Genomic DNA, 16,029 nt, shown 5'->3' on the forward strand with positions numbered 1-16,029 from the left:
TATTATCTTAATGATAAAAATTAAAAGCGGATTCTATAAAATAACCCTATACAAACACAGATTAGCGAGCTTACATAGTCGGTGTAAGCTATAAGTTTTCCTCTGCGAATGAAGCCAAGCGACTACGAACCACACCATTTAAGTTCACTGTTGCGCTGCCTTCAAAGTCTTTAAAGCGCTCGACAATGTAAGTTAACCCCGATGTCACGGGGGTTAAATAGTTGCTATCAATTTGCGCAAGGTTACCTGAGCAAATCAGTTTAGTGCCTTCGCCACAACGCGTAATAATGGTTTTTAGCTGTGAGGCGGTAAGGTTTTGGCTTTCGTCTAAAATTACCACCGCATTTTGAATACTACGACCACGCATAAAGTTAACCGACTTAAACTGTATATTGGCCTTTTCCATAATATAGTTACGGCTTGATACCGGATTTTCATCACCTTTATGTAATACCTCCAAGGTATCAGTAATAGCAGCCAGCCACGGCGCCATTTTCTCTTCTTCGGTACCAGGTAAGAAGCCAATAGACTCGGCAATTTCAGGGGTGTTACGTGTAACAATCACTTTATCGTAAATACCTTTTTCAATAATCATTTCAAGAGCACTGGCAAGCGCGAGTAAAGTTTTACCACAGCCTGCAGGGCCCGTTAAAATAACTAGTTCGATACCAGGATCAAGTAGTGCATCAAGCGCCATACCTTGATAAACATTTTTTGGCTTAACTCCCCATGCATTTTGGTTCATTAAACGCTCTACGCTAATATCTTTTAAGGTCAACGTTTTATCATCGTAACTTTCAACTCTTGCAGCAAAGTGATCGCTGCTATCTAAAATATATTCATTACAAAATGCATCCGGAATGGTTTCTTTAGCAACATGATGAAAAGTATCTCGGCCTTGTTGCTCGCTTTCGCACTCGCCTATTTGCTGCCAAAAATCACCATTAATTTTTTTATAACCACTGGTTAATAGTGCAATATCATCTATAAGTTGGTCAGTGCGATAATCTTCAACAAACTTAAGCCCAGCGCCTTTGGCTTTTAAGCGCATGTTAATATCTTTAGTAACCAGCACCACCTTGCTATCACTATGCTGTTTTTGTAAATGTACGGCGCAATTGATTATACGGTGGTCATTTTCATTACCCGGCAATCCTGAAATAGAGTCAGCAAATAAGTGGTCGTTAACGATAATTAAACGCCCCGTGGAGGCCGCTCGGGCTTTTTTATTGCTGGGTAATGCAACCCCTTGTAACATTTGCTCGGGGCTGGCATCTTTAAGTATTTCGTCTAGACCACGAATTGCCACTCGCGCATCGCGGCTCACATCGTGTTTGCGATCTTTAATATGATCCAGCTCCTCTAGGACTGTCATGGGGATCACTACGTCGTGTTCTTGGAAAGATAAATAAGCGAGAGGTTCGTGAAGTAATACGTTGGTATCAAGCACATACATTTTACTATCAAGGGTCGAAGCTTTTTCCATAGCACTTTCCTTACGTTTTATGATTTTTATGCTATACCCAATTAACTAAGTAACACTGGCTGAAATTCATCCTGCAATACTTAATTATTTAAGTATAATTTCAGTTTAGTCTATTTGTCATAAAAGACCCTTTTATGACAAAGCTTTTTTTGTTTTGAATTTACCTATTTACGTTTTATATAAATGGAAATAATTCACAGTTATAAAGTTAATTAAAAGCGAGCTAAATAGCGCCTTGCAGTGGTGTTAGTGAACAGGTAACATAGCCGCCTTTTTCTTCATAGACGAGACATACATGAATTTTTCCTTAGGTCAGCGTTGGATCAGTGATACAGAGTCAGATTTAGGATTAGGCACGGTAGTAGCCCTTGAAGGCCGCCAAGTCAGTATTTTATTTCCCGCCAGTGGCGAAACCCGTGTTTATGCAATGTCAGAAGCCCCGGTAACTCGTGTGGCGTTTAATCCTGGTGATGTGATCAAAAGCGTTGAAGAATGGGAACTTGAAGTCGAGTCAATTGAACAGCAAGGCGAGCTTTTATGTTATCACGGCACCCGCGTTGATAACGGTGAGCAAGCGCAGTTAAAAGAAACATTGTTAGACCATTTTATTAAATTTAATAAACCGCAAGACCGCTTATTTGCCGGTCAAGTAGACCGCTTTGATCGCTACACTTTACGCTATCAAACTTGGCAGCATCAGTTTGAACGTCAGCAATCCCCTATTAAAGGCTTAATTGGCCAACGTGCCAACCTTATACCGCATCAACTTTATATCGCACAAGAAGTGGGTAAACGCTTTGCGCCAAGAGTATTACTTTCAGATGAAGTAGGCTTGGGTAAAACCATTGAAGCGGGCATGATTTTACATCAGCAAATTTTAACTGGCCGTGCTAGCCGAGTGCTCATTGTGGTACCTGAAAATTTACAGCATCAGTGGTTAGTTGAAATGCTGCGCCGCTTTAATTTACATTTTTCTATTTTTGATGAAGAACGCTGCGACGAAGCCTTTGCCGACTCACCTAATGTATTTGAAACCGAGCAACTGATACTCACCAGCCTTGAGTTTTTAACCAAGAAGAAACGTTGGTTTGAACAAGCAACACTTGCCGATTGGGATTTATTAGTCGTTGATGAAGCGCACCATTTAAGCATCAACAATGATAAACCAAGCACCGAATATCAGCGCATGAGTGAGCTAAGCCAAGATATTCCGGGCCTTATTTTATTAACGGCAACACCTGATCAACTTGGTCATCGCAGTCACTTTGCCCGCTTGCAATTGCTCGACCCAGACCGGTTTTATGATTACGACGCGTTTGTAGCTGAAGAAGAAAATTACAAAGATGTAGCAGAAGCTGCTAATCAGTTATTGCAAGAAGAAACACTTGAACCCAATGCCAAAGCAACCTTAGTTGAGTTACTCAAAGAAACAGACATCACCGCAGTACTTGCTAAAGCCGAGCACGGTGACAAAGCCGCGCGCAGTGAAATATTATCAATGTTATTAGATCGCCACGGTACTGGCCGTATTTTATTTAGAAATAGCCGCAGTGGCATTGATGGCTATCCTAGTCGTAAGCTTCATGCTTATCCGATGACACAGCCTAAGCAATATAAAACGGCTATGGCGGTGCTTGGCAATATGGGCGGCATTCAAAGTGCAGAACTAACCGCACACCGTGCGTTATTCCCTGAAAAAATATTCCAAGAGTTTGAAGGCGAAAGCGCCAGTTGGGGCATGTTTGACCCACGTGTTGATTGGTTGATCGAGACGCTAAAAACGTTAAAGCACGAAAAAGTATTATTAATATGTGCCAAAGCCGAAACTGCTATTAGCCTTGAGCAAATATTGCGTGAACGCGAAGCTATTAAAGCCTCTGTATTCCACGAAGGAATGTCGATTATTGAGCGTGACCGCGCTGCCGCTTTCTTTGCCGATGAATACGACAACGCACAAATATTACTATGCTCTGAAATTGGCTCAGAAGGTCGTAACTTCCAGTTTTCACATCATTTAGTTTTATTCGATTTACCACTTAACCCAGACTTACTTGAGCAACGCATTGGCCGTTTAGATCGTATCGGTCAAACGCAAGATGTAAACATTCATGTGCCGTATTTTAAAAACACTGCTCAAGAAGTATTATTACGCTGGTATAATGAAGGTCTAGATGCCTTTGAGTCTACTTCAAGCACAGGCCAGTTACTTTATAAGGAGTTCGGTGAAGAACTACTTGAATTTATTGGCGCACACAACTGCGACGAAGAGGAGCTAGATCCACTCCTTGAGCAAGTTGCAACACAAAACGCAACATTACGCCAGCAAATGGAAAATGGCCGTGACCGTTTATTAGAACTCCATTCGTCAGGCCAAGGCGCCGCGGATTCATTAGTTAGTGAAATTGAAAAACTAGACAACCGGTTTGAATTACCAAGCTATATGATCAACGTATTTGACACTTTCGGCGTAAGCCAAGAGGATAAAGGCGAAAATACCATTATTTTAAAGCCGACCGAACACATGTTAAACCCATCGTTCCCAGGCTTAAAAGAAGATGGCATGACCGTCACTTTTGATCGTGACACCGCGCTTTCACAAGAAGATGTACACTTCATCAGCTGGGATCACCCAATGGTGCAAGGCAGCTTAGATATGATTTGCGATGACGACTTTGGTACGGCTTCTGTTGCTCTGCTTAAAAACAAAAAATTACCGCCAGGCACTTTCTTTGTAGAGCTAATTTTTGTAGCCGCAGCCATGGCGCCAAAAGCTTTACAAGTGGGCCGTTTTTTACCGCCAACACCGATTCGTATCTTGCTTGATAAGAGCAGTAACAACCTAGGTGATAACGTTGGTTTTGAAGGCTTTAACCAACAGCTTTCAGCCGTGGGGCGTCAAACAGCGAGTAAATTAGCCGGCGCATTACAAACCGCTGTTCATCCAATGATAACCACCGCAAAAGATATAGCACAAACCAAACTTGAAGACATTCGAAGTGAGGCGCTAGCCAACATGCAAGCATCACTTGCACAAGAGCAAGCACGGTTAACGGCACTTAAACAAATCAACCCAAATATTCGTGATGAAGAAATAAACTTCTACGATAAACAACGTACCGAGCTAACTATGCATATTGAAAAAGCCCAGTTACAGCTTGATGCAATACGCTTAATTGTAGTGTCACATTAATTTGAGTTGTAAGGATAAGATTTAAGTTTGTAAAAGCGTGGTGAGTATTTACGCCACGCACAAATTTTCCTTGAGCCTTTTAACTCACTCCACTAAAATAGTCCCCTTACAAAATCATTAAGGCTCGCTGTGTTAATTAACTACAATCCCCCATTAACTCCTTATCTCACGATTTTATATCAAGATGATGATTTGCTGATTTTAAATAAGCCCAGTGAGTTATTAACAGTCCCGGGTAAAGATCCTAAGCATGCTGACTGCTTAATTTCCCGCGTAAACCGTGTATTTCCTACGGCTAAAATTGTCCATCGCTTAGATATGGCGACCTCTGGGATTATTTGCTTAGCCATGAATAAAGCGGCGCACCGTCATTTAAGTATGCAATTTCAAAAGCGCCAAACCGCCAAACGTTACATTGCCCGTATTTTTGGGAGACTGGAACAAGAAACTGGCTCGGTAGATTTACCGCTTATTTGTGACTGGCCTAACCGTCCTAAACAGATGGTTGATCATGATAAAGGTAAGCCTTCGCTCACTCACTTTAAAGTACTTGAATATGAGGAACAGGCAACCCGTGTTGAGCTTATACCCATTACCGGTCGCTCTCATCAATTACGTGTACATATGCTCAGCTTAGGCCATCCTATTTTAGGTGATAGACTTTACGCTCGCTCTGATGCGTTAGCGGGGGTAACACGTTTGCAGTTGCACGCTCAAATGCTAGCCTTAGCTCACCCTGTAACCGAGGAGCAACTCGTATTTGAAGCTGAGCCTGAGTTTTAATACTAGAATCTGTTGAGCTTTCTTGCAGGATTAAAATTTGTTCAATCTAGGCAGAGCTCTAGAGACAGTGCATGCTTAAAATTTATGCTGCGTTATCGACTATTAATAAAGAGCAACCACACTACACGCGCCCTAATTTGACTTAAAACCAAACAAGCTGCTGTAAATTTAACCTAAAAAGATAGACCACCCTAATGTAGCTAAATAATATCGCCTGTTAGCCGATAAATCATTACGTTTATTTTTTAAGTGATTGCCGGTTATGTTATTCCACTATTGTACGCACTTAATCGTTGCAGCCAGCATTGCCGCTGCCACGCCAGTGTGGGAAGCCGGTTATATCATATCTAGGTCTAGCCTGATAAACGATGATATTAAGCTTTTTACCTAACGAAGAAGTTCGTCCACTGCTCGCCGGTGAAGTCGAATTTATAAGTTTGGCATCGCGAAAGTATGACAGCAAGTCAACGAGGTGTCGTGTTGATCATTGCTGATTGGCAACACACTCCAACGAATAATACAGGAGTTAACTTTTTACGTACTGAGTTAAATGGTTTACCCAGCGAGCCTGATCAGCGTCAAGGCTCGCCAAAGAAATAGACGGCTTTTTACGACGCCTTTTTTAAATACTCGTAAGCCGCTTGAATATCTTGGCTTTTTTTCACCGCAAGCTCCATCATATGCTTTGGCAACCCCTGTGATACTAGTTTATCAGGGTGATGCTGCGCCATTAGTTTACGGTACGCGACTTTAATTTCTCGTGCTGTTGCTTCACTGTTTAAACCTAGTAGTGCCAAAGCTTGTTTACGACTCATACCGTTATCAGGAGGCACATGGTGCCCTGAACCTTCGCGATAACTACTGCTTTGCCCTTGCTGGCGTTGATTATGACGTTGTTGTTGCTGGCGAAAGTTAAACTCCGCCTGGTAACGCTTGAGTAAAAAAGTAAATTGGGTTTTAGAAATACCCAGTTGTTTACTTACCTCTTGCAGTAACTCTTTTTCTTGTTCGGCAAGTACACCATCAGAGAACGCCATTTGAATTTGAATTTCTAAAAATAACTGCAGTAAATCATGGCGTCTCGCAAAGCGCTCTTTAAAGTCATCAACAGTTTCTTTAATTGAAAAATCAGTTTCTTTACCCGCATTAAAGGCTTGCTGAGCTTCGACGCGGTCGTCACCCGTAAGCCCCATTTCATCCATAAATAAGCCAGCGGCACGAATATGAATTTCACTTACTCGTCCATTTGATTTGGCAATATGCCCCATAACTGAAAAGCAACTTGAAAAAAATAGCGCTTGGCGCTCGCTTACATCGCCATCGCCTTTAAAAAGTCCGCTAAAGCCACCTGCTTTATCAAAATTTTGTTTTAAACTTTTATCAAACATATGGCCTAAATAAAGACCTATAAATAAACCAATAATACGGCCAAACATAAAACCAAAACAGGCACCAAGAATTTTACCCCACATGGGCATCGCTCCTATTAATATTAAATTCTACTTTTGAGTCATTCAGTTGCGCTAAGCGCTGAGGCGTACCAATATCGTCCCATTGCCCCAAATAAAGCTCAGTCGATACCCGCTGACTGGCGAGCTGCTTTTTTAAAATTGGACCAAGGCGTAAACTACCAGCGGGGTAATTATTAAAAAAATCACGGCCAAAACGACTAATACCTGAAAATGTAAAGCGCTCGGTTTGCATTTCGCTGTGGTTTAATGAAAAGTCCCCGTTTTGGTTATGCGCTGGATTATCGACTAGTACAATATGCCCCTCACTATTTTCAAGATGTAACTGAGTTAACGAAGTGAAATCATAATCGGTGAATATATCGCCGTTAATCACTAAAAATTGTTCAGTTAATAATGGCAGCGCAGCAATAATGCCACCCGCGGTTTCAAATCCACCTTCAGGCTCTGGGCTGTATTCAATACTCACCCCAAAGCGGCCGCCATTACCAAAGTAATCAACAATTTTACTGCCTTGCCATGCTAAGTTAATCACAATATTTGTAATACCAGCCTGCTTTAAGGCGCATATATGATGTTCAATGAGCGGTTTACCTAACACCTTAAGCATCGGTTTGGGGTACTCTTTAGTAAGCGGCATCATACGTTTTCCGCGCCCTGCAGCCAGGATTATCGCTTTCATCATATCACTAACCTAACTTCTCTTGAACATCTGGGATCACACTTTGCTCTATCCATAACCCCAGCGCTTGTAGCTCTGGGTAGTGTTTAGCCACATCACTAATATAGTGTAAGGTAGGTAAAATATTGTTCATATAGCCACTTTTACCATCGCGTAAATTTAATCTGCAAAAAATACCTGCAGCTTTTAAATGGCGTTGCATCCCCGTTAAATCAAACCACTGCTTAAACTGTGAAAAGGTCACGTTATTAAGCAAACCTTGCTGATTAAACTCAGTAAAAGCGTAATTAAGCAAATGGCTTAATTCATCAGCTGGAAGCTTAAAATAGCAGTCTCGTAATAAAGAGACCAAGTCATAACAAACAGGACCTTGAACGGCATCTTGGTAATCAATAATGGCCCATTGCTCGTTACTGCGCATAATATTACGGCTGTGAAAGTCACGATGTACTGTAACACTCGGCTGAGCGAGTACATTTCTAATTAGTATTTCACTGCTTTGCTGCCAAGTAGTTAATTGTTGTTGATTAAGGTTACTGTCAAGTAATCCTTCAATCAGCCAGGTTTTAAAAATGCCAAGTTCCAGCTCTAAAAAACTGCGATCAAAATCTTTCATATGTTTGCCAGCTGGGGTTTTTGCCCACTTGGCACTGAGTGAAATTAAATGTTGGTAATGATGAGTCCGCTGCTCATCATCAAGTAAATCTGCTAAGTGAGTGTTTCCTAAATCACTTAATAAGAAGAATCCTTGTTTTTCATCAGCGTGTAATATTTTTGGTAGTTGGAAGCCATGCTGTGAGAATACTTTGTTAAGTTCTATATAAGGGGTGTTATCGAGTTTTTGCGGATCAGAATCCATCACAATAAAGCTCTCTTGCCCTCGATTAAGGCGAAAGTAACGGCGAAAACTGGCGTCTCCGGTGATTGCAGCTAACTGGTATTCATCACCACTAAAGTGAGGGATTAAAAACTGCTGTAAACTTTTATAACGGTCCATTTCGTAATGATATCTATTTTTCACTAAGTCAATTACTGTATTTGCCATTGTTTTCCTTTATTATGTCTAGCTAATATTCAACGACACTCGATTAAGGTTACTAAATGAGCAAAACCTGGGGCATAATGATGCTAAGCGTTCTTAGCGCACCATCATTTGCCGAAACTGAGCTGGCACACAATTTTTGTGGCAATTCAATGCAAACCAGAGCTTGGCAGCCGCTTTCTGTCCTTGAGGAAGGTGTAGTTGATATTCAATCTGATGATATCGAACTACTCGGCGACCAAAGTGCAGAATTTACTGGCAATGTTGATATTAACACCCTTACTATGAGTTTGTCCGCACAAAGTGCACTTGTCGATAAGCAGCGCGGTTTACTAAATGCTACCGGGCCAATTACCTACCGCGATTTAGTTAGCGAAGTAAATAGCGCAGGATTAAACGCTGATCTGAATAACTCAGAAGTGAGCTTGCTGGGCGCTGATTACAAATTGACTCAGCAACAAGGTCGCGGCGGCGCAGAAAAACTCACAGTCAACAATTCTGGCTTAGATCTACTGAACGCAAGCTTTACTACCTGTCCAAGCGAAACACCACTTTGGGATATTCAAGCAGAGCAAATTTTACTATCTCGCGAAGAAGGCTGGGGCGAAACCCATAATATGGTTTTAAGTATTATGGATACACCGGTATTTTACTTACCTTATTTCACCTTTCCGCTAGATGATCGCCGTAAATCAGGATTATTAACACCTAATTTTTCAAGCTCCGGCCGCTATGGTATTGAATCTATCACTCCTTATTATTGGAATATTGCGCCTAATTACGATGCCACGATTACTCCTCGTTACATGTCTAAAAAAGGCCTGCAATTACAAGGAGAGTTTCGTTATTTAAATGAAAGTAGCCAAGGTTTAGTCGGTATAGAGTATTTAGACCGTGATGAATCAGAAACATCTCTAGGTTCTCGCTATTTGTTTCATTGGCAACAACAAAGTTACTTTGGTGAAAATTGGCGAGCCAATATTGATATTACCAATGTTAGTGACGATAACTACCTGACAGATCTCAATTCAAATTACGCAACAAGCACGGACACTCAGCTTTATCGTACTGGTTCGTTAAGTTACTTAGGTGAAACATGGCGCACAGACATTAAAATTCAAAACTTTGAAGTGCTTGGTGATCACCAAGAGTCTTATGCGGCATTACCACAAATTAGCTTTTCGCAAACAGCACCGTTTAATTTTGCTAACCTGAATCTAACGCTTGATGGCGAGCTAAGTCACTTCACCAATGACACGGCGCAAATTGAAAAGGCCACTCGTATACATGTCGAGCCAAAAGCAAGCTTTGAGTATCAACAATATGCATGGTCATTTTTATCAGAGTTCAGTGTACTACATACTAATTATCAGCAAGAAGGTGACTTAACGGGCACTGAGTATAAAGAATCAGTATCAAGAACGCTGCCGAAAGTGCGCTTATACAGCCAACTTAATTTTGAACGTGACACCTCTATATTTGTAGACGACGGCATTCAAACCCTTGAGCCTCAGGTGCAATATCTATATACACCTAATAAAGATCAGTCTGATATTGGTTTATATGACACCACTAAGTTACAAGATGACTTTTTTGGTTTATTTAGAGATGTGCGTTTTTCAAGCGTAGACCGAATAGCCGCCGCAAATCAGTTTACCTTAGGGGCAACTACGCGATTATTTGATAGCAATAGTGAAGAGTTATTTAATTTTAGTGCCGGGCAAATATTTTATCTCAGTGATGATGCTAAGCCAACATCACAAGGATTAAACTCAGATACCAACTACAATGCCTTGTTTGCAGCGCAAACCATGGTACATTGGCATCGCCGCTGGTATTTATCTGGAGGCATTCAATACGACACAGATGGTAGGCAAATTATCCAATCAAATGTTACTTTAGATTATAAAGGTGACAATAATGAGCTGGTACAATTGAACCATCGCTATGCAAATGATGTCTCAGGCAATACAATCGAACAAATTGGCTTGTTTACCAGTATCCCACTGAGCAAAGAATGGCAGTTTGTAAATAGCTATCACCGTGATTTAGAAGGTGGTCGTAGTATCGAAATATTCAGCGGGTTACAATATGAATCTTGCTGTTGGGCATTTCAAATTACCGGCCGTCGTCAAATTGAAACTGATTTAAATCAAGCGATTGGTCAAGACCAAGCAACTTTTGATACCAGTATTGGTTTTAATATTGTATTAAAAGGGCTAGGTAGTAAAAGCCGTTATGATGCACAAAAATTATTACAACAAGGTATTTTTGGCTATCGTAGACCCTATTTTCTTAATAACTAGTACCACTGTACTATTAGCAAGAGTATTAAAAAGAATATGAATTTAAAAAAATTATTAGTTACTGCAACACTCGCCATTGGTCTTTGCCAAAGTGTTTTAGCAAAACCTGTAGAAATCGACAAAGTAGTCGGTGTTGTTAACCAAGGCGTTATTTTAAAAAGCGAAGTTGCCACGATTGTGAACCGTGTAAAAGCACAGGCTAAAGAGCAAAACCAAGAGCTTCCTTCTGATGATACGTTACGTATTCAAGCTATGGAGCGCCTAGTCAACCAAACACTTATGATGCAACTTGCAGAGCGTATGGGCCTTGAAATTTCTGATAGCCAGCTTGACCAAACATTAATGAGCATGGCTAAAGAGCAAGGCGGTACAATTGCAGACTTACGTCGCACTATTGAAGGCTCAGGTGAAAGCTTTCAAAATTACCGCGAAGAAATTCGTAAAGAAATTACCACTCAACAAGTTACGCGTGCCAATGTAGATCGTCGTATTTATATCAGCCCCCAAGAAGTGGATAATTTATTAAAGATCATGGAAACCCAAGGTGAAAGTGCTGAAGAGTATAATATTGGCCATATCTTAATTGATATTCCAAGTGGTGCTACTGCGGACGAAATTGCCAGCGCTAAAACTCGCGCTGATAAGGTCATTGAGTTTTTACAAGAAGGTAAAGAATTCAAACGTATAGCTATTTCATCGTCAAGCGGTTCACAAGCACTTGAAGGCGGTCAATTAGGTTGGATGAGCATAAACGAAATGCCATCATTGTTTGCTGAAGCAGTAAAAGGTCAAAAGAAAGACAGTATAGTTGGCCCTCTTCGTTCTGGTGCTGGTTTTCACATTGTTAAAGTGCAAGATGTTCGTGGTCGCCAAGTAGTTGAAACGACAGAGGTACGCTCACGTCATATCTTAATCAAGCCATCTGTCATTCTAAGTGAAGAAAAAGCCCGTAATATGCTAGCTGGTTTTGTTAAAGACCTGCGCGCTGGTACTGCTGATTTTGCCGAGCTTGCCAAAGAATATTCAGAAGACCCTGGGTCAGCACTTAAAGGCGGTGAATACGATTGGACAGACCCAACAACCTACGTCCCCGCATTTAAAGACACCTTACTATCACTTGATAAAAATGAAATTAGTGACCCGTTTAGGTCAAGCTTTGGTTGGCACATAGTGCAGTTATTAGACAAGCGTGTTGCCGATAAAACAGAACAAGCTAAACGTAACCGTGCGCACCAATTATTATTCAATCGTAAATTTAAAGAAGAAAGCTTCAACTGGCAGCAAGAAATGCGTGAACAAGCCCATGTTGAAATTTTCCCAACTGCGCAGTAACTATGACTTTACGTATAGCTATAACGCCGGGTGAACCCGCAGGTATTGGCCCTGACTTACTATTAACGCTTGCCCAGCAGCAATGGGATGCACAACTTGTAGTGATTGGCGATGCCCAGTTACTACAAGATCGAGCCAAGCAACTTGGTTTAAGTATTAACTTACTGCCATTTAATGAAAGCCAAGCCATAGAGGCCGCCCCCGCTGGCAGTGTTTATCTGCACCAAGTTGATTTAGGCGCTAAGGTAGAGCTTGGCGTACTAAATGATGGAAACGGTCAGTATGTACTTGATACCTTACGCATAGCCTGTGAAAAGAACATGGATGGTACCTTTGCCGCTATTGTTACAGGCCCAGTACATAAAGGGATAATTAACCAAGCGGGTATTTCTTTTAGTGGCCATACTGAATATTTTGCTCAGCAGTCTAACACTCCAGATGTAGTTATGATGTTAGCGACTCAAGGCATGCGTGTTGCCTTGGTGACTACCCATATTCCCCTAGCTTATGTATCGCGGGCAATTACCGCCGATAGACTAAGCAAAGTGGCGGGTATTTTACATCATGATTTACAAACTAAATTCGGCATTGAAAACCCGCGTATTTTAGTTTGTGGCCTCAACCCACATGCTGGTGAAGATGGTCATTTAGGTCGTGAAGAAATTGAAACAATTACCCCGACCCTCACGCTATTAAATAATCAAGGTATGAACTTAGTTGGTCCACTTCCTGCGGATACTTTATTTCAAGATAAGTACCTACGCGATGCTGATGCGGTACTTGCAATGTATCACGATCAAGGTTTACCTGTGCTAAAATACAAGGGATTTGGTAACTCAGTAAATATTACGTTGGGTTTACCGTTTATACGCACCTCAGTTGATCATGGCACAGCCCTTGATTTAGCCGGCACCGGTAAAGCTGATGTTGGCAGTTTTGAATTAGCGATCCGCGAAGCAATTAAGCTCGCCCATGAAAAAGCACAAAATTAATGACAGATAAAGTACATTTAGGACACCGCGCTCGTAAGCGTTTTGGTCAAAACTTTCTTAACGATAGTATGATTATCGACAAGATAGTAACGGCTATCGACCCTAAACCAGAAGATAATTTAGTAGAAATTGGTCCAGGTCTTGGCGCAATTACCGAGCCTGTTACCGAGCTTAGCGGCCACTTAACCGTTGTTGAGCTTGATAAAGACTTAGTTGATCGCTTAAACGCACACCCATTTTTAGGCCCCAAACTGACGGTTCACCAAGGTGATGCTATGAAGTTTGATTTTGAAAGCCTTGTGCAAGACGACAAAAAGTTAAAAGTGTTTGGTAACTTACCTTATAACATTTCTACGCCCTTGTTATTCCATCTTTTTGAGTTTGCCGACAATATTGAACATATGCATTTCATGCTGCAAAAAGAAGTCGTGAAACGCATGGTCGCAGGCCCTGGAAGTAAAACTTTTGGCCGTTTAAGTGTTATGACACAATATTATTGCCACGCAATGCCTGTTATTGACGTGCCACCAGAATGCTTTAAACCTGCGCCTAAAGTTGATTCAGCAGTGATCCGCTTAATCCCCAAAAAGCCAGAGCAACGCAGTGCTAAATGTACAAAAATTCTTAATACCGTTTGTTTAGAAGCGTTTAATCAACGCCGTAAGACACTTCGTAATAGTCTAAGCAACTTACTCAACGCAGACGAATTAACAACAATTGGCATTGATATTACACTTCGTGCTGAAAGTCTGTCGTTACAACAATTTATTGATATAGCTAATTGGATTTATGACCACAAGCAGTAATTTAGGCTCGCCGATCAAAGTATCGGTAGAAACATTCTATGTTGAAGGCCAATCACAACCAGAGAAAGACAAATATGTTTTTGCTTACTCAATCACCATTAAAAATCACAGCCTTTGCAGTGCTAAGCTACTTAGTCGTTATTGGTTAATAACTGACGCCAATGGCAAAGAAGTCGAAGTACAAGGTGAAGGAGTCGTAGGTGAAACCCCTACCATAGGCCCCGGTGAAAGCTACCAATACACCAGCGGTGCGGTAATTGACACTCCCGTTGGCACCATGCAAGGTTACTATACATTACGTAATGAGTTTGGTACCGAGTTTGATGCACCAATAAACGTATTTCGCTTAGCGCGTCCTAATATTCTGCATTAATCAATTACATGGCTAATTATGTAATCGGTGATCTACAAGGCTGTTTTGGTGAATTTAAACAGCTTTTACAACAGGTTGATTTCAATCCAAGTAAAGATCACCTTTATTTAGTCGGCGATATCGTTGCAAGAGGTCCCGATTCCCTAGCGTGCCTTGATTACTTATACCAATACCAAGACAGTATTACCGTCACTTTAGGTAACCACGACCTACACTTAATAGCGTGTTATCACCGTAATAAAAAACCGAATCCTAAAGATAACTTATCTGCGCTGTTTGCAAGCCCTAAACTCGCTAATTATATTGCTTTACTACAGCAGCAACCGCTCGCTCTTTGGCTCGAAAAGCAACAAACATTTGTTTCTCATGCTGGCTTAAATCCACTATGGAGTGTTTCCCAAGCACTTGAATATGCAAAGTTTGCAGAGCAATGCTATCAAGGCAATGATGCTTTCGCATTTTTTAACTCAATGTATATGCCCCACCCAACAAAAAATATTAACAAGCAATCGAGCCAAGAGAAATTTCGTTATATTGTTAATTATTTCACCCGAATGCGGTTTCTTAATGCCAATAACCAATTAGATCTTAGCGCAAAAGGCAAGATTGATGATAGTAATACACTAATGCCTTGGTTTGCCCACCATAATTTAAAAGGTATAAACTTTGAAATTATGTTTGGTCACTGGGCGGCACTTGAAGGCATTACACAAAATAAAAACGTACACGCTTTAGATACAGGCTGCGTATGGGGCGGCGTAATGACGTTAATAGAACTTTCATCCAAGCAACGTTTTACAGAAAATTCACACCTTTTCACCTAAATTACCAGAAATAACTCTTAACATCTTGTTCGTAATCCGCAGTTCAAGTTGAGCGAGCTCTAAGTGAAATTAAAATGCTGATAAAGAAACTGAACGCATAAAAAATATTTCAAATAAAAATAAAGCCACTATTGAACAGCTAGCCCGTGAAATAGAAGATACTTCGCAAGTTATTAATAAGCTTATTCAATTGGTCGCATATTTTACGTCATTCGCGGTATTGTCGATCAAACTAACTTACTCTTTAGCAAGTAAATGCAGGAGTCGATGCAAGAAAGTTCAGACATGATTGAATCACTACAAAGCCGCGTTGAAGCAGCAGCCGTAACGTGGTAAGCATCAAGCTGAATCATGCGGTAAGGGCAATCAGATCATGCTAATACCGCTTTAAACTCTATTACAGACGCTGTTGTTCAGCCCATTAGTCAGTGAAGAGATTTCAACTGCAGCGCAAAAGCAATAGCATGTGTCGCAAGAGATCGCGAACGGTTAGAGCCTATTGTCGCAATTGCAGAGCAAACCACAAAAGGCGCACGCTAAACAAGCTCAAAGCAACTTAGTAGGCGAAGCCAAAAAAAATCAGCACTTAATAACCTATAAATAACTTTTTACTTACTCTAAAATTGACCTTTTATAAATCTTGCAGGGAGGCTATTTTGCATATATGTCGAGCTTAGTTTACTTTGCGCTTTGTTTAGGTACAAATCGATTACTTTAATCACTTCACACTCATATCGAATCACT

At 41.0% G+C, this 16,029-nt stretch carries 13 protein-coding genes and 2 pseudogenes; 11 read left to right on the forward strand and 4 right to left on the reverse strand.

What is annotated here, in order from left to right; translation table 11 throughout:
• Positions 1-88 precede the first annotated feature (88 nt).
• Complete coding sequence (locus ACT3RM_RS01080; protein WP_441834378.1) at positions 89-1,486, reverse strand: PhoH family protein; 1,398 nt, start codon at positions 1,484-1,486, stop codon at positions 89-91.
• Positions 1,487-1,781: 295 nt separating this feature from the next.
• Here ACT3RM_RS01080 and rapA point away from each other — a divergent pair, with 295 nt between their 5' ends.
• From rapA to ACT3RM_RS01095, 3 genes are all read left to right on the forward strand, one after another.
• Positions 1,782-4,676, forward strand: coding sequence for an RNA polymerase-associated protein RapA (gene rapA, locus ACT3RM_RS01085; RefSeq protein WP_441834379.1), 2,895 nt, complete (start codon positions 1,782-1,784; stop codon positions 4,674-4,676).
• 129 nt (positions 4,677-4,805) lie between these two features.
• Positions 4,806-5,459 carry a bifunctional tRNA pseudouridine(32) synthase/23S rRNA pseudouridine(746) synthase RluA gene (gene rluA / locus ACT3RM_RS01090; RefSeq protein ID WP_441834380.1) on the forward strand — a complete coding sequence of 218 codons (654 nt, stop codon included), beginning with the start codon at positions 4,806-4,808 and terminating at the stop codon, positions 5,457-5,459.
• 453 nt (positions 5,460-5,912) lie between these two features.
• Positions 5,913-6,059: a hypothetical protein gene (locus tag ACT3RM_RS01095; RefSeq protein WP_441834381.1), complete on the forward strand. Its 147-nt coding sequence runs from the start codon at positions 5,913-5,915 to the stop codon at positions 6,057-6,059.
• A gap of 8 nt (positions 6,060-6,067) precedes the next feature.
• On the opposite strand, the gene djlA is transcribed toward ACT3RM_RS01095, so the two are convergent.
• From djlA to ACT3RM_RS01110, 3 genes are read right to left on the reverse strand one after another with little or no spacing between them, the layout of a single operon-like run.
• Positions 6,068-6,931 (reverse strand): co-chaperone DjlA, encoded by an 864-nt coding sequence (gene djlA / locus ACT3RM_RS01100; RefSeq protein ID WP_441834382.1) that lies wholly within the window; start codon positions 6,929-6,931, stop codon positions 6,068-6,070.
• Complete coding sequence (murU, locus tag ACT3RM_RS01105; RefSeq protein WP_441834391.1) at positions 6,921-7,610, reverse strand: N-acetylmuramate alpha-1-phosphate uridylyltransferase MurU; 690 nt, start codon at positions 7,608-7,610, stop codon at positions 6,921-6,923. The genes djlA and murU overlap by 11 nt, the downstream gene beginning before the upstream one ends.
• A gap of 7 nt (positions 7,611-7,617) precedes the next feature.
• On the reverse strand, positions 7,618-8,607 hold the full coding sequence (locus ACT3RM_RS01110) for an aminoglycoside phosphotransferase family protein (RefSeq protein ID WP_441834392.1): 990 nt from the start codon (positions 8,605-8,607) through the stop codon (positions 7,618-7,620).
• Between the two features lie 104 nt (positions 8,608-8,711).
• Between ACT3RM_RS01110 and lptD the strand changes: the two genes are divergently transcribed.
• The 8 genes and pseudogenes from lptD to ACT3RM_RS01150 all read left to right on the forward strand — a co-directional run.
• A complete protein-coding gene (gene lptD / locus ACT3RM_RS01115) occupies positions 8,712-10,958 on the forward strand; it encodes an LPS assembly protein LptD (protein WP_441834383.1) in 2,247 nt (748 codons plus the stop codon).
• 36 nt (positions 10,959-10,994) lie between these two features.
• A complete protein-coding gene (gene surA, locus ACT3RM_RS01120; RefSeq protein ID WP_441834384.1) occupies positions 10,995-12,290 on the forward strand; it encodes a peptidylprolyl isomerase SurA in 1,296 nt (431 codons plus the stop codon).
• Positions 12,291-12,292: 2 nt separating this feature from the next.
• Positions 12,293-13,282 carry a 4-hydroxythreonine-4-phosphate dehydrogenase PdxA gene (gene pdxA / locus ACT3RM_RS01125; protein ID WP_441834385.1) on the forward strand — a complete coding sequence of 330 codons (990 nt, stop codon included), beginning with the start codon at positions 12,293-12,295 and terminating at the stop codon, positions 13,280-13,282.
• Complete coding sequence (rsmA, locus tag ACT3RM_RS01130; protein WP_441834386.1) at positions 13,282-14,088, forward strand: 16S rRNA (adenine(1518)-N(6)/adenine(1519)-N(6))-dimethyltransferase RsmA; 807 nt, start codon at positions 13,282-13,284, stop codon at positions 14,086-14,088. The genes pdxA and rsmA overlap by 1 nt, the downstream gene beginning before the upstream one ends.
• On the forward strand, positions 14,072-14,461 hold the full coding sequence (apaG, locus tag ACT3RM_RS01135) for a Co2+/Mg2+ efflux protein ApaG (protein ID WP_441834387.1): 390 nt from the start codon (positions 14,072-14,074) through the stop codon (positions 14,459-14,461). Before rsmA ends, apaG begins: the two co-directional genes overlap by 17 nt.
• 8 nt (positions 14,462-14,469) lie before the next feature.
• On the forward strand, positions 14,470-15,285 hold the full coding sequence (locus ACT3RM_RS01140) for a symmetrical bis(5'-nucleosyl)-tetraphosphatase (RefSeq protein WP_441834388.1): 816 nt from the start codon (positions 14,470-14,472) through the stop codon (positions 15,283-15,285).
• 50 nt (positions 15,286-15,335) lie between these two features.
• Positions 15,336-15,528 (forward strand): annotated as a pseudogene (locus ACT3RM_RS01145) (methyl-accepting chemotaxis protein); the annotation flags it as partial.
• Positions 15,529-15,540: 12 nt separating this feature from the next.
• Positions 15,541-15,819: pseudogene (locus tag ACT3RM_RS01150) on the forward strand (methyl-accepting chemotaxis protein); the annotation flags it as partial.
• Positions 15,820-16,029: the final 210 nt, after the last annotated feature.

The organism is Pseudoalteromonas sp. AOP7-A1-14, from assembly GCF_052376275.1.
GTDB lineage: Bacteria > Pseudomonadota > Gammaproteobacteria > Enterobacterales > Alteromonadaceae > Pseudoalteromonas.

Coding starts and splice junctions, on each gene's coding strand:
- djlA (WP_441834382.1), bottom strand. CDS start 6,931: ATGTGGGGTAAAATTCTTGGTGCCTGTTTTGGTTTTATGTTTGGCCGT.
- pdxA (WP_441834385.1), top strand. CDS start 12,293: ATGACTTTACGTATAGCTATAACGCCGGGTGAACCCGCAGGTATTGGC.
- apaG (WP_441834387.1), top strand. CDS start 14,072: ATGACCACAAGCAGTAATTTAGGCTCGCCGATCAAAGTATCGGTAGAA.
- lptD (WP_441834383.1), top strand. CDS start 8,712: ATGAGCAAAACCTGGGGCATAATGATGCTAAGCGTTCTTAGCGCACCA.
- rsmA (WP_441834386.1), top strand. CDS start 13,282: ATGACAGATAAAGTACATTTAGGACACCGCGCTCGTAAGCGTTTTGGT.
- surA (WP_441834384.1), top strand. CDS start 10,995: ATGAATTTAAAAAAATTATTAGTTACTGCAACACTCGCCATTGGTCTT.
- ACT3RM_RS01080 (WP_441834378.1), bottom strand. CDS start 1,486: ATGGAAAAAGCTTCGACCCTTGATAGTAAAATGTATGTGCTTGATACC.
- ACT3RM_RS01140 (WP_441834388.1), top strand. CDS start 14,470: ATGGCTAATTATGTAATCGGTGATCTACAAGGCTGTTTTGGTGAATTT.
- murU (WP_441834391.1), bottom strand. CDS start 7,610: ATGAAAGCGATAATCCTGGCTGCAGGGCGCGGAAAACGTATGATGCCG.
- ACT3RM_RS01110 (WP_441834392.1), bottom strand. CDS start 8,607: ATGGACCGTTATAAAAGTTTACAGCAGTTTTTAATCCCTCACTTTAGT.
- rapA (WP_441834379.1), top strand. CDS start 1,782: ATGAATTTTTCCTTAGGTCAGCGTTGGATCAGTGATACAGAGTCAGAT.
- ACT3RM_RS01095 (WP_441834381.1), top strand. CDS start 5,913: ATGACAGCAAGTCAACGAGGTGTCGTGTTGATCATTGCTGATTGGCAA.